This window comes from Mesorhizobium sp. WSM2561 (assembly GCF_000513915.1).
In the GTDB taxonomy this organism is placed as follows: domain Bacteria; phylum Pseudomonadota; class Alphaproteobacteria; order Rhizobiales; family Rhizobiaceae; genus Mesorhizobium; species Mesorhizobium muleiense.
In genome coordinates this window covers 1-13,455 of record NZ_AZUX01000001.1, presented here as the reverse complement: position 1 = coordinate 13,455, position 13,455 = coordinate 1, and the positions used below count along the sequence as shown (strand labels likewise).

The 13,455-nt window shown below is 60.5% G+C and carries 14 protein-coding genes and 1 tRNA gene; 10 read left to right on the top strand and 5 right to left on the bottom strand.

The window, feature by feature from the left end:
* Window positions 1-20: 20 nt before the first annotated feature.
* From M727_RS0100075 to M727_RS0100065, 3 genes are all read left to right on the top strand, one after another.
* On the top strand, window positions 21-776 hold the full coding sequence (locus tag M727_RS0100075; protein WP_027150938.1) for a HugZ family protein: 756 nt from the start codon (window positions 21-23) through the stop codon (window positions 774-776).
* A gap of 173 nt (window positions 777-949) precedes the next feature.
* Window positions 950-1,288, top strand: a complete 339-nt coding sequence (locus M727_RS0100070) for a metalloregulator ArsR/SmtB family transcription factor (RefSeq protein WP_027150937.1) — start codon at window positions 950-952, stop codon at window positions 1,286-1,288.
* 349 nt (window positions 1,289-1,637) lie between these two features.
* The gene (locus M727_RS0100065) at window positions 1,638-2,441 is read left to right on the top strand and encodes an RNA methyltransferase (protein WP_027150936.1); all 804 of its coding nucleotides are present in this window, start codon (window positions 1,638-1,640) and stop codon (window positions 2,439-2,441) included.
* A gap of 16 nt (window positions 2,442-2,457) precedes the next feature.
* Here M727_RS0100065 and M727_RS0100060 read toward each other — a convergent pair whose 3' ends face one another.
* Together M727_RS0100060 and M727_RS0100055 are read right to left on the bottom strand one after the other, a co-directional pair.
* On the bottom strand, window positions 2,458-3,618 hold the full coding sequence (locus M727_RS0100060) for a hypothetical protein (RefSeq protein ID WP_027150935.1): 1,161 nt from the start codon (window positions 3,616-3,618) through the stop codon (window positions 2,458-2,460).
* A 148-nt stretch (window positions 3,619-3,766) separates the two neighbouring features.
* Entirely contained in the window at window positions 3,767-4,375 is a 609-nt protein-coding gene (locus M727_RS0100055) for a DUF1134 domain-containing protein (protein ID WP_023797936.1), read from the bottom strand.
* 357 nt (window positions 4,376-4,732) lie between these two features.
* On the opposite strand from M727_RS0100055, the gene M727_RS0100050 reads away from it, so the two are divergent.
* Both M727_RS0100050 and M727_RS0100045 read left to right on the top strand, forming a co-directional pair.
* Complete coding sequence (locus tag M727_RS0100050; RefSeq protein ID WP_027150934.1) at window positions 4,733-5,362, top strand: histidine phosphotransferase family protein; 630 nt, start codon at window positions 4,733-4,735, stop codon at window positions 5,360-5,362.
* 242 nt (window positions 5,363-5,604) lie between these two features.
* Window positions 5,605-5,973, top strand: a complete 369-nt coding sequence (locus tag M727_RS0100045; protein WP_027150933.1) for a response regulator — start codon at window positions 5,605-5,607, stop codon at window positions 5,971-5,973.
* Between the two features lie 119 nt (window positions 5,974-6,092).
* Here the strand turns inward: M727_RS0100045 and ctrA are convergent, their stop codons facing one another.
* Entirely contained in the window at window positions 6,093-6,788 is a 696-nt protein-coding gene (gene ctrA, locus M727_RS0100040; protein WP_006203583.1) for a cell cycle two-component system response regulator CtrA, read from the bottom strand.
* A 450-nt stretch (window positions 6,789-7,238) separates the two neighbouring features.
* Between ctrA and M727_RS0100035 the strand changes: the two genes are divergently transcribed.
* On the top strand, window positions 7,239-7,616 hold the full coding sequence (locus tag M727_RS0100035; RefSeq protein WP_027150932.1) for a hypothetical protein: 378 nt from the start codon (window positions 7,239-7,241) through the stop codon (window positions 7,614-7,616).
* Window positions 7,617-8,055: 439 nt separating this feature from the next.
* Here the strand turns inward: M727_RS0100035 and M727_RS0100030 are convergent, their stop codons facing one another.
* Window positions 8,056-8,331 carry a DUF1153 domain-containing protein gene (locus M727_RS0100030; protein ID WP_006203587.1) on the bottom strand — a complete coding sequence of 92 codons (276 nt, stop codon included), beginning with the start codon at window positions 8,329-8,331 and terminating at the stop codon, window positions 8,056-8,058.
* Window positions 8,332-8,604: 273 nt separating this feature from the next.
* On the opposite strand from M727_RS0100030, the gene mnmA reads away from it, so the two are divergent.
* The gene (gene mnmA, locus M727_RS0100025; protein ID WP_027150931.1) at window positions 8,605-9,795 is read left to right on the top strand and encodes a tRNA 2-thiouridine(34) synthase MnmA; all 1,191 of its coding nucleotides are present in this window, start codon (window positions 8,605-8,607) and stop codon (window positions 9,793-9,795) included.
* A 57-nt stretch (window positions 9,796-9,852) separates the two neighbouring features.
* Here mnmA and M727_RS0100020 read toward each other — a convergent pair whose 3' ends face one another.
* Entirely contained in the window at window positions 9,853-10,818 is a 966-nt protein-coding gene (locus tag M727_RS0100020; protein WP_027150930.1) for a Gfo/Idh/MocA family oxidoreductase, read from the bottom strand.
* Window positions 10,819-11,147: 329 nt separating this feature from the next.
* On the opposite strand from M727_RS0100020, the gene M727_RS0100015 reads away from it, so the two are divergent.
* From M727_RS0100015 to M727_RS0100005, 3 genes are all read left to right on the top strand, one after another.
* A tRNA-Met gene (locus M727_RS0100015) sits at window positions 11,148-11,224 on the top strand.
* Window positions 11,225-11,802: 578 nt separating this feature from the next.
* Window positions 11,803-13,209, top strand: coding sequence for a potassium transporter TrkG (locus M727_RS0100010; RefSeq protein WP_245268311.1), 1,407 nt, complete (start codon window positions 11,803-11,805; stop codon window positions 13,207-13,209).
* A partial coding sequence (locus M727_RS0100005; protein WP_027150928.1) for an NAD-binding protein occupies window positions 13,202-13,455 on the top strand: 254 nt, incomplete at its 3' end. The genes M727_RS0100010 and M727_RS0100005, both read left to right, overlap by 8 nt.

Genomic DNA, 13,455 nt, shown 5'->3' with positions numbered 1-13,455 from the left:
CAGCTTAAGACGGTGTGGATTTGAACGATCGAAAGAAGGACGTGATCCGCGAGACCGACGCCGAAGCGATCAGGCTGGCGAAGACGCTGATCCGCAGTGCCCGTTTCGGCGCGCTGGCGGTGATCGAGCCCGGGACCGGTTCGCCGCTGGCCAGCAGGGTTGGTGTCGCCACCGATATCGACGGCACGCCGCTGATCCTTGTATCGATGCTGTCCGCCCATACCGGCGCGTCCGACCCGCGCTGTTCGCTGCTTGTCGGCGAGCCCGGCAAGGGCGACCCGCTGGCGCACCCACGGTTGACGCTCGTTTGTCGGGCGGCACGGCTTGAGCGTGGATCCGACGAGCACGCACGCACCGAACGGCGCTATCTCAACCGCAACCCCAAGGCGAAGCTCTATGCCGGCCTTGGCGACTTCTCGATCTTCCGCCTCGAGCTGGAGCGCGCCAGTCTCAACGGCGGCTTTGGCAATGCCTACCTGCTCGAACGCGCCGATCTGGTCACGACCGCGCCGATCGTCGAAGAGCTTGCCGCTGGCGAACAATCCGCCCTCGACCATATGAATGCCGACCATAGCGACGCAATTGCCGTCTACGCGCGCCACTTCGCCAAGGCGGCGGGCGACGGCTGGGTCGTCACCGGCTTTGACGCCGACGGCATGGACCTGGCATTGGGCGACGATATCTGCCGGGTGTTCTTTCCCGAGCCATTGAGGACGGCGCGCGAGCTCAGGCATGTTCTGGTCGACATGGCAAAAACCGGCCGAGTGGCGGATTAAACACAGTCCGACAGTTAATCGCGTCGGGTCGAAAGCAAGTCTTGAGGTTTGTGCGAGATGTTCTACGCTTTCCCGGTCGCGTTGAATCGCCAGCGCACATTCGCAAGTGAGCCTATGGAATCAGACGCTATTGCCCCCATAGCGCCGGAGGAGCAGGAAGGTATGGGGGATCGATGGTCTCGAAAAAGCTAATCGCCAATGCCGAATCAGCGGCTTCGTTTCTGACGCTGATGGGCAACGAGAAACGACTGTTGATCATGATCTACCTGGCCGACGGTGAAATGTCGGTCGGCGCTATCGCCGAAAAGGTTCTGCTCAGCCAATCCGCCCTGTCACAGCATCTAGCCAAACTGCGGGCGCTCGATCTCGTCGAGACCCGGCGCGACCGGCAGATGATCTACTATTCCTGTAAATCCGATGCCGTGCGCGAACTTCTCAGCACGCTGGACGGGATTTTCAGCGAGGGTGAGCCATCGCAGATGGCATACCGCCCGCGCCGCTCCGGGACTTGACCGGCCAATGCATGTCGCTCAAAGCCGGCAACATGCATAAAATAAGAACTGGTCCGAGCGCCGCCTGCCTCGCTGACGACTCCCTAATGCATGTCGCGCAAGAGCATGCCCTCGGGCCTGACCCGGGCCTGACCCGAGGGTGCGCAGCGGTTTTGCGATAGCGACATGCATAAAACAACAACCTAAAGCGCGTCGCGAGAGGTCGGTTGAGGTCGGTCGAACGCGACGCGCTTTTGAGCGACTTGCGTCCACTTGGACGCAGAAGGTACGCTCTGACACTTTGGATCCACGCGTCGTGCTGTCGCAAAACCCACCACGATCGGGCCGATGCGGGTCAGTTGAGGCAAGCATGCGCAGCATTCGTATCGACGACCCGCAAGACCCGCGCGTCGCCGCCTATCTCGACATTCGCGAGCGCGATCTTGCCGGCCGGCAGGGCCGTTTCGTTGCCGAGGGCAAGGTGGTGCTCGAAATGCTGCTCGCCGCCAAACGCTTTACCGCCGAATCGGTGCTGGTGCTCGAAAACCGGCTGGCGGGCCTCGACGCAACCCTGCGCAAGGCGCCCGCGGACCTTCCGGTCTACGCGGCGGCCAGCGAGGTCATGGACAGGATCGCCGGCTTTCACATGCATCGCGGCATATTGGCGATCGGCCGCAAGGGCGCGGCGCAGCCTGCAGAGGCCTTGCTGGATGCCCTGCCCGCCCGCGCGTTGATCGTCGTGCTGGTCGGAATCGCCAACCATGATAATATGGGTTCGATCTTTCGCAACGCCGCCGCCTTCGGTGCCGATGCCGTGTTTCTGGACGCGACCTGCTGCGATCCCCTGTACCGCAAGGCGATCCGCGTTTCGGTCGGCGCCGCGCTGAAAATTCCTTTTGCCTCCTTCGCTGAGACCGTCGGCTTTACCGCGGCGCTCGATCGGCTGGGCTTCGGCCAATTCGCATTGTCGCCGCGCGGGCAAACCGACATCCGCGATGCGAAAAGGACCGAACGGCTGGCACTCTATCTCGGCACTGAAGGCGAAGGCCTGCCCGAGATGCTGCTCGCCCGCCTGCGGACGGTGCGGATCGATATGACAGAAGGCTTCGACAGCCTGAACGTCGCCGCCGCGTCAGCCATCGCCTTGCATCATTTCTCGGCAAGCAGGACCTGAGCCGCAGAAGGCAGCATCACTGCCTTGGCTCATGCGCCGATTCGGCCTTCTGCAGCGCCCGCACGCGATCGGCAAGGCTGCGTTCACCGCTTCCCGGTGGGTTGGGTGCCGCAAGAACCTTTGCGATCGGCGATTCCGGCCCGTCGAGCTTCGCCGTCACGGCTACGACCTGCGCCGCCAGGTCGCTCATCTGCTCGCGCAACGCAGCGCTGGCGCCCTCGGATCTGGATGCCGCGTCGGCGGCAAGATCCGTTTTCAGCCTCTTGTTCTCGCTGGCCAGTGCCGTCAATCTCGCCTCCAACTGCTCCCGGTCGCTGTCGAGCTTGGCGATAGCTTTTTCCATATCGCCCTTGACGGCCACATCGGCCTGACCGCCTTGCGCTCCGACGAGACGCACCGCCGCCGACGCGTTTTCCACGCTTTCGCTTTTCAGCTTTTCGCGAAGCCGCGCGATTTCCTTTTCGCGGCGTTCAAGCTTGTCCTCGCGATCGGCAAGCGTGGCGAGCAGGCGCTCGATCTTCTTGTCCAGTTCGCCGGACTTTTTCTTCTCGGCTTTCAACGCGTCTCGCGCGGCCTTGCTCTCGGCCGCGATCTCCTGTTGGCGCCTGTCCGCCTCCTTGCGCTGACCGCGCAGCACTGAAATATCATCGGCCAGCTTTTGCAATTCGGATTCGCGCGCCACAAGTTCGATCTGACGGCTGCTGGAAGAAAAGCTGGCGTCGTCATACATGTGCTCCAGTTTTTTTAGATCGAGCACACGCTTTTCCAAGGCATGCTCGGTTTGAGCAAGCCGATCCGACAGAAGCTGCAACTGGTCTTTGCGCTGCCGAAGGTCTTCGCCCTTGGCCTCGAGCGCGGAAAGGGCCTGTTCCTTGTCCTTCCGCTCGAGCGCCAGTTCCTTCAGTGCTTCGCGGCCACGGCCGATCTCGACAAGCTGTTCGGCCGATTTCTCGCGCAACGCCTTGACGCTCATCTCAAGCCGACGTGTCGCCATGGCGAACTCGGCGCGGATGCGATCCTTCTCCGCCTGGATCTCGGCCAGCGTCAGCGGCATCGAGCCCTCGATGCGTTTACGCGTCAGCATCACGGCCCGCCGCCAGATGGCCGGGGCAATCATCAGCGCCAGAAAGCCGGCGCAGAGAAAGCCGAGGACAAAGAACAGGACCGACTGAACCAAGGTGACTATCCGTTATGAACGGCAAACAACCGTAAGGGACTGTGCCACGTTCGCATGACGGAATTCCAGTGCCGCGGCAAGGGTCTGCCGCAGCATTGTTTAGACCGTCGATCCTGGAAACAATCGCGGTGACGAGGCAACCGCTTGCTCAGAATGGATTCCAGGTGGCGCGCTGGGTAAGCTTGAGGTAGCCGAGATTGACGCCAAGCCGGGCGCCGACGCCGGTACGGATCGGCACCAGCAGCACATTGTTGTTCTTCATCACGTTGAAGCCGACGCCAGCCACGAGGTAGGCGGAGCCGGCAAGGCCTCCGAAACGATTGTAGAGGCTGTTCACATCGTCGAGATTATAGACCAGCATCATCACCCGCGAGCCCTCGCCGCCAAAATCCCAGCCGAGCGACGGGCCCTGCCAGAACACTTTGTGATCGCCGGCATTCTTGGTGTAGAGTGTGCCTTCACCATAGGTCAGGCCACCGATCAGGGCGCCCGAGCCCTCCTCGCCAAGCAAATAGCCGTTGGGCAGGCCATAGGAGGAGAAAATCTTCTCCACGACGGTGGCGAGCCCGCCCGACGTCGCACCGAAGAATTTATGACCGGAATCGACGATCTCCTGAGCGGTGTACTCCTGGGCCCGCGAAGGCGAGGTTGAAAAGACGACAAGGCCCATGAGAGCGATCGCCATCGAGAAGACACGGAGAAAACTCCGGTCTGTGAAGACACGGAAAAAACTCCGGTCGTAGTATCGGGAAAACATGCTTCCAATCTCCGTCAGGGAGCACTTTCGCCGACGCCCCGCATCCGTGCAGCTCTTTGGCGGCCGTTAAGGATGACTGTTATGGACAAACTATGCCGTAATCCTTTTTCAACCATTAAGCTTTCACATGAAGATGGCGGTTAGTAGGCTGGTTTCGCGCTGATTTCGCGTCGGCCCGCAGTATCCGCACCCTGCGTGAACACACCATTTTCGATAACGACAATTCCGGATTTGTTGCTGCACGCTCAGGCGCTGTGTATTCAGTAGGCCTTGGGAGAGCGAGCGTGATTCGTGTGGGCAGGCGTGATCATTGATCGCCCGGCCATTTCCAGTGAAATTTTGCAGGGACTTTCGCCGATGGCCGAGCTTTTCACCCTTTCCGCACCCGATCTCGCCGCGCTTTTGTGCAGCCGGGTCTGCCACGACATCATTTCGCCGGTCGGCGCCATAAACAACGGGCTTGAGCTGCTCGACGAAGGCGGCGCCGACGAAGACGCCATGAAATTGATTCGCCAGAGCGCCAGAAACGCTTCGGCCCGCCTGCAATTCGCCCGCATCGCCTTCGGCGCAGCCGGTTCTGCCGGCATGATGATCGACACCGGCGATGCCGAGGCCGTTGCGATCGCCTTCTTGAAGAACGAGAAGCCGGAACTGATCTGGAATGGAACCCGTGCGCTGCTGCCCAAGAACAAGGTAAAGCTGCTGCTCAACCTCGTTCTCGTCGCCAACGCTGCCATTCCGCGTGGCGGCAAGCTTACGGTCACGCTTGAAAACCTCGACACGGAACCACGCTTTGCGCTCGCCGCGAGCGGTCCGATGCTGCGCGTGCCGCCCAAATTCCTGGAGCTCCATTCCGGCAACAAGCCTGAAGAACCGATCGACGCGCATTCGGTGCAGCCCTATTACACACTGCTTCTAGCGCGCGAGGCGAACATGACAATATCGATCCACGCGACCGCAGAAGAAATCGTTCTCTCGGCTGCTTGAATTACCAAGCTGATTGAACGAACAGACGAGCGTTGTTCAGACAATATTTACCGCATCACCACGGTCGAATGAAATGAACCCAAAGGCTAGATCGGCCGAAGCATCGGTAAAGAAGTTTTCGTAAAAGCTGTTCTTTCAAGAATTTTACCTATTGGCTTTTCAGCTTCTTTACCGGATTGACCATACGGTGCCTTCCAGACCGCGACGCTGCCGGATTGCCGCATGGCAAAGAGGGCTCGAAAATGAAACGCTGCATGTTCATCGACGATTCGAGCGTCATCAGGAGGGTTGCAAAGCGCATCCTGGGTGGTTCCGACATGCTGGTCATCGAAGCTGCCAGTGGGCTTGATGCAGTTGAGATGTGCACTGCCGACATGCCGGATATCATCATTGTCGACGGCGCCTTGCCGGACATGCAGGCCGAGGACGTCATTCGCCGCGTACGCGCCATGGAAAGTCCGATACAACCCCAGATCCTGATTTTGCTGGTTGAGGTCGACGTCGCTTCGATCATGCGGGCAAAGCGCGCCGGCGCCCAAGGCTATCTGCTGAAGCCGTTCACTCGGCCGCAACTTCTCGAGCGCTTCCGCACCTTGAGATTTGCCGCCTGATTCGCCGCCGCTGGCGCATGGCCGCGGAAATCGGCGCTCCAATATCTGCGACATAAAAACGCAAAATCCGGCCGAAGCCGGATTTTGTCGGAAAAATCGATCGGATCGGCGTCGTCAGATCAGGCGCTGACGCGGATGTCTTCCGGCTCGCGCAGCACATAGCCGCGACCCCAAACCGTCTCGATGTAGTTCTGGCCGCCGGAAGCAGCGTCGAGCTTCTTGCGCAGCTTGCAGATAAAGACGTCGATGATCTTCAGTTCCGGTTCGTCCATGCCGCCGTAAAGGTGGTTGAGGAACATTTCCTTCGTGAGCGTGGTGCCCTTGCGCAGCGAGAGCAGCTCCAGCATCTGGTATTCCTTGCCGGTCAGATGCACGCGCTGGCCACCGACCTCAACGGTCTTGGCATCAAGGTTGACCACCAGGTCGCCGGTGGTGATGACCGACTGGGCATGGCCCTTGGAACGCCGCACGATGGCGTGGATGCGGGCGACCAGTTCGTCCTTGTGGAACGGCTTGGTCATATAGTCGTCTGCGCCGAAGCCGAGGCCACGTACCTTGTCCTCGATGCCGGCCATACCGGAGAGGATAAGGATCGGCGTCTTCACTTTGGAAAGGCGAAGTGTTCTCAAGACCTCGTATCCCGACATGTCGGGGAGATTGAGATCGAGAAGGATGATGTCGTAGTCGTAGAGCTTACCTAGATCGACCCCTTCTTCGCCAAGATCGGTCGTATAGACATTGAAACTTTCCGATTTCAGCATCAGCTCGATGCTCTGTGCGGTCGCACTGTCATCTTCTATCAGCAGAACACGCATTTCATTCCCCTTTTCTGCTGCCGGACCATTTCACGACCCGTCGAGGACCGGAGCAGTGATTGCCTGAGCAGAGGCTGCCATCGAATGGTTAACAAAACCTAATTCCGTGCCGTTGACGGTACCAGATTTTTTAACCCCTTTCTACACCTTGTTGAATCTAATAGCGAATCTCAGAACCAAATCGCTAATGCAAAACATTAATAAGCCAGACTAAGTGACTCCAGAGACTCGCTAGCCGTGCTTCCGCATCGGGGCCGGAATTTTTACCCGGCCTTAAGTCCTGAGCCGTATGATTAACAATGCCCGTAAACGAATGGTTACCGCCGGCAAAAAACTTTAGGAATTTGTTTCCCATAGTTCTGGTAAAGTCGGTGGAAGCGGGTCGAAGCCTGAGTTTGCCAGGCGGATTAGACGATATGTGCAGGTGTGCGTTTCCAGGAGTACCGAATCATGAAGTCACGTGAAAACCTCGTTCGGCTGAAGCAGTTTCAGGTGAACGAGAAGCGGCGGCAGTTGCTGCAACTCGACATGATGATCGCCGAATTCGAGCGCATGGCTGTCGAACTCGAACTCCAGATCACTGCCGAAGAAAAGAAAGCCGGCATCACCGACATCAACCATTTTGCCTATCCGACCTTCGCCAAGGCAGCACGCTTGCGCCGCGACAATCTCAGAAATTCGCAAAGCGACCTCGCCCAGCAGCGTAGCGTTGCCGAATCACTGATCGGCGAAGCCGAAGCGGAGCTTTCCAAAGCAGAAATGCTCGAATCCCGCGACACCAAGATCCGCGACGCCGAGACCGGCGGCCGCAGCGCCATGATCGGCTGAAAACAAGGCTTTAAGGCCGGTCAGCACAAAGCGATCAGGGCGTTGCTCATCTCGAACGTCGCCGCTCATTGGTCGAGCAACTGCCAGTTTCAGGCCCACGCTGCCAAATCCCCTTGATGCTCCGCGACCGCCCGCACCTGGGCATCCTGATGTCGGGCGCAGCAGGCGATTCCGGCCAGGACCCTTATCTGACTGAACAGCCCACGTCGCGCGGATGTCCGTCGTGCCCGACCGCGCAGGCTTGTGGAGCGTGGCAAGGTCGACGCGAAAAATGCTTGCCGTCCCTGTGGCAAAGACCCGCTCCAAGAAGCAGGCGCTGCTCATGCCTTTTGTCAGCCCGATCGGCAGGTGGTGCTGACCGTCTGAAGCAGAGAAAACCCTGTCGGCAAAGCAAAAAGGGCGCGAATTATCGCGCCGTTTTGACTTCCTTGAACCAGCCCTAATGCCGATATTGCTGGATGCGCGTCGTGCGCAGGCCGGCAAGGCCATATTCATCGATCGACGCCTGCCAGGACAGGAATTCCTCGGTGGTCAGCTTGTAGCGCTGGCATGCCTCTTCGAGGCTCAAAAGCCCGCCGCGCACCGCCGCCACCACTTCGGCCTTGCGCCGGATAACCCAGCGACGTGTGTTCGTCGGCGGCAGATCGGCAATCGTAAGGGGGCTGCCGTCAGGCCCGATAACATATTTGACGCGCGGTCTAACAAGATCGGTCATCGTACTCTCTACTAAAAACTCAAAGACCCAATCCCCACCACATTACCGCCACAGCTTTAAAAATTGCCTAAGCGATCCCTAATAGCTAGGTAAGGATCATGAACGCCGCGTTAGTCTTTTCGTCGGCATTTGAGGCATCTGCCCAGCAAGCGCCCGAATCCGTTCAAAAAACCGGCCGGTTCGCGAAGCTGGCGCACCCGGAAAGCTTGACCTATATTCCGGCCATTGGCATTCAAGCGCCGTCATCCAGGCGCCGTGCAGAACGAAAGAACCATGAACAGCCTCGACCTTCCCGGACGCCCCGAAGAGACCCGCATCGTTGTCGCCATGTCGGGCGGCGTCGATTCGTCGGTCGTTGCCGGCCTTTTGAAGCATGAAGGCTATGATGTCGTCGGCGTCACGCTGCAGCTCTACGACCATGGCGCGGCAACGCACCGGGCCGGCTCGTGCTGCGCCGGCCAGGACATCGACGATGCCCGCCGCGTCTCCGACACGCTCGGCATTCCGCATTATGTGCTCAATTACGAGGAGCGCTTCCGCAAGGCGGTGATCGACCCCTTCGCCGAGAGCTATGTGGCCGGCGAAACGCCGATCCCTTGCGTTTCCTGCAACCAGACGGTGAAATTCGCCGACCTCCTGGCGACCGCCAAGGAACTCGGCGCCGAGGCGCTAGCCACCGGCCATTACATCCGCTCCGGCGCCAACGGCGCCCATCGCGCGCTGTACCGGCCGGTCGACGCGGACCGCGACCAGAGCTATTTCCTGTTCGCCACCACACAGGCGCAGATCGACTACCTGCGCTTTCCGCTCGGCGGCCTGTCGAAGCCGCAGGTTCGCGCCATCGCCGAGGAAATGGGGCTGACGGTCGCTGCCAAGCAGGACAGCCAGGACATCTGCTTCGTGCCGCAGGGCAAGTACTCCGATATCATCGCCAAGCTGAAGCCGACTGCTGCCAATCCGGGCGACATCGTCCATATCGACGGTCGCGTGCTCGGCCGCCATGAAGGCATTTTGCGCTACACGATCGGTCAGCGCCGCGGCATCGGCATTGCCTCGGGCGAGCCGCTCTACGTCGTCCATCTCGACGCCGACCGGGCCCGCGTCGTCGTTGGCCCGCGCGAGGCGCTGGAAACGCACAAGATCTATTTGCGCGACATGAACTGGCTGGGCGACTCTGCGCTGTCAGATATCCCGGCCGCCGGGCTGGAGCTTTTCGCCAAGGTCCGCTCGACACGCCCGCCACGCCCGGCCGTGCTGCGTCACAACGCCGGCATCACTTCGGTGGAACTGGTCGACGGCGAGTCCGGTATCGCGCCCGGCCAGGCCTGCGTGCTCTATTCCGACGACGGCAACGAGGCCCGTGTGTTCGGGGGCGGCTTCATCGAGCGTTCCGAACGCGGCGCCGAGGCCGAGGCGATGCTGACGCGGCTGGCGGCCCGGCCGGCGCAGATTCCCGCCGAATAGGCGACAAATCCCGATTCTATCGGGATCGATCAGGCTCTGATACAGCCGCACTTTCTCTCAGGAAGACGATCCGGTGTGGGCAACCGTGCCGGCGGTCAGGATACGCAGCACCCTGATGGCTTCCTCGCCGCTGGTGCGCGGTTCTGCCCGCGTCTCGATGCACTGGATGAAATGCTCGAGCTCTCGCGTCAGCGGCATGCCCTCGCCCACTGCCACATAGGAAGGCTCGTTGGTGGTGAAGGCCCATTGGCCGCTGTCTTGCCAGACCGCGTGGCGGTAGACGGCGAGCTTGCGCTCCCACGGCTCGACATCGTCGAACACCGCCATCGCCTTGGTGCCGACCACGGTCAGCCGCCGTTCGCGGTAGGGATTGAGCCGCGACGCGAAGAGGTGGCTGCGCAGGCCGTTGGGAAAGCGCATGTGCAGATGCGCGAAATCGCTGAGATTGTCGAGGAGCGCTGCCCCTTCGCCACGCACGTCGATCGGTTCCGTGCCGGTGATGGCCAGGATCATCGACAGATCGTGCGGCGCCAGATCCCACAGCGCATCGTTCTCGGTGTGGAATTTGCCGAGCCCGAGCCGGTGCGAATGGATATAGCGGACCTCGCCGAGCTCGCCATTGTCGATCAGCGCCTTCAACGTCTCGAAGGCGGGATGAAAGCGCAGCACATGACCGACCATGAAGACGCGGCCATTGTCGACCGCCGCCTTCACCGAACGCTCGGCATCGGCCACCGTCAGCGCGATCGGCTTCTCCACCAGCACGTCCTTGCCGCCCTGGACGGCGCGCACCGCCATATCGGCGTGGAACTGCGGCGGCAGCGCCATGACGATGGCGTCGATGTCGCTGCGCACAAACAGCGCCTCCGGCTCGATCGCCAGGCAATCCTGCTCACTGGCGAAACCTTCGGCGCGGGCAGGGTTGACGTCCGAGACCGCGTGCAGCGCGCCGAGCGCCTTGAGGGTGCGGATGTGGTTGCTGCCCCAGTATCCGCAACCGAGGACTGCAATGCGCGGTTTCATCATTCCAACTCTAGAATTTCGTGGCCGAGACATAGCGGCGCGCCCCGCCGAACTCAACCCGGCATTTCTGTGCCCGATTGTCTGCCCGGCAAAGCTTTTCGGCCATCAGAGCGACGTGCGTCCGCCTGGACACACAAAGTACGTCTCAAGACCGTGAAGCTTGGCGACGCGACAGGATGCGATAGAGTGTGGCGCCAGACCGGCTGCATCGACACCGGCTGCATCGATGCTTGACAGGCTTGGCGTCCCAACCTTATATCCGCCCGACCTTGGCGAACGCTTCGACATGCCTTCTGATTTGAGGCGGATTTCGGGCCTTTCGCCGCCCTGGCGGGGTAGCTCAGTTGGTTAGAGCACGGGAATCATAATCCTGGGGTCGGGGGTTCAAGTCCCTCTCCCGCTACCACTCAATTCTCCCAGAACGTTCACTGCGTAGACTTGGCGGCTCAGAAACCCCGCAGAACTGCTGGCTTTCGGCCGAAAGCTGGGGACTGTTGCTGGTAGTGAAGGTGCCTTTTTTGCTCTCTGTCAGCCCATATTCTCCAAAGCTGGGGAGTGCGCCTTTTTACTCCCTAGCTTTCCCCCATTGAAATCACAGGGTTTTCCGGCTCGAAAGCTGGGGGTCGTTTGGTGCAAGGCCGCCGTGCGGAGAACACAGAAAGCAAACCAACCGGTGACCAAATTGGGCAGCCGCTTCGGCCTAGGAGCGGTGTCGAACTTCAAATGTCTGGAAGGGGGCCGAAAGCGGAATGGCGGCTTTTGGCGTCCGAAGAACGATAGCGGACGTTCAGCCCAGTGGGACCAAGGTCTGAAGCTGACCCAAACGCGATCTTCCGGAACCGATTTTCCTTCCCGAAACCGGACATTGAACGCAACCAGCGCTCATGACCCCATTTCGACCTTCATGGCTTCCGCGTTAAATGACCGCTCTCGTATCTATTATTGCGGTTTGGCGGCCGCTGGGGCGTCTGAGCCGCTTCGAGGGTGGACCAACTTCAGGCGGTGTGCTGTAGAGCGGTGGTTCCGCCTCGTTCAGGAGGCAAGCAACAAGGGTGGCGTTTGCGACGATCGATACAGCATCCGGTTCGACTGGTGCCATTGGCTTTCCTGTTTGTCATCCTTGCGGGCACGGCATTGCTTATGCTGCCGATCTCCCGTGCGGACACGGGAGGCGCCCCGCTGCTGACGGCCCTGTTCACGGCCGCTTCGGCCGTCTGCGTTACTGGGCTGGTCGTTCAGAATACACCCACCTACTGGTCCGGATTCGGCCAAGGTGTCATTCTTGTGCTTTTCCAGATCGGCGGGTTCGGGATCATGACCGGCGCGACGCTGCTGGGGCTCCTGGTTACTAGGAAGCTGAAACTCAGCCGCCGCCTGGTCGCTCAAGCCGAAACGAAGAGCCTTATGCTCGGCGATGTCGCGGCAATCCTGCGGCTCATCCTGCTGGTCACGGTGACCATCGAGATGCTGACCACTGCCGTGCTTGCCTGGCGCTTGCGCTATGCGTACGACTACGGATGGAGCGACGCTCTTTGGCACGGCCTTTTTCAGGCGGTCTCCGCCTTCAACAATGCAGGCTTCTCCACCTATTCCGACAGCCTCTCCGGCTTCGCGCTCGACCCAGCCGTGCTCATTCCGGTTATGGTCGCTGTGGTGATCGGCGGCTTGGGATTTCCCGTGATTTTTGAGCTCCGGTATGGGATGCGGCACCCCGCACGTTGGTCGATCCACACCAAGATCACGCTTTTCGGGACCGCTTTTTTGCTGGTTGCCGGCCTCATCGCGACGGCTGCCTATGAGTGGACCAATCCGGCGACACTCGGCCTCTTCGAGTGGCAAGGAAAGCTGCTGAACGCCGGCACGCACTCGGTGATGGCGCGAACCGCGGGCTTCAACAGCATCGATGTCGCAGGCATGCGGATCGAGACGCTGGCGGTCACCTACGCCCTGATGCTGATCGGGGGTGGCAGCGCCGGCACCGCAGGCGGGATCAAGGTCACCACCTTCTTCCTTCTGGGCTTTGTCGTCTGGGCCGAGATCCGCGGCCAGACGGATTCGACCGCATTCCGTCGCCGCATCGGTTCGGCTGTCCAGCGCCAGGCGCTGACAGTTGTCTTGCTGGCGGTTGGAGCGGTCGGCGGGGGCGTGCTTATCCTCCTCAGCGTGACGAGCTTTCCGCTTCAGGATGTGCTGTTCGAGGTGATATCGGCTTTCGCGACCGTCGGCCTTTCCACCGGGATCACCGCAGATTTGCCCCCTGTCGGGCAATTGGTGATCATTGTGCTGATGTTCGTCGGACGCGTCGGCACGATCACCATTGCCAGCGCGCTCGCGCTACGCGAACGCAATGAACCCTTCCGCTATCCAGAGGAGCGCCCAATCGTTGGCTAAAAGCACATCTCAGGGTGACGGCGTCGTCNTCATCGGCCTCGGCCGCTTCGGCGGCGCCGTTGCCCAGTCCCTCGTCCGTCTCGGTCACGATGTTCTGGCCATCGACGAGAGTGCTGAACTCGTCCAGAGCTGGTCAAGCCAGCTCACCCATGTGGTGGAAGCCGACAGCTCCAACGCCGACGTCCTGCGGCGTCTCGGCGTGCAGGATTTCCGGCATGTCGTGGTCGCGATTGGAACGGACATCGA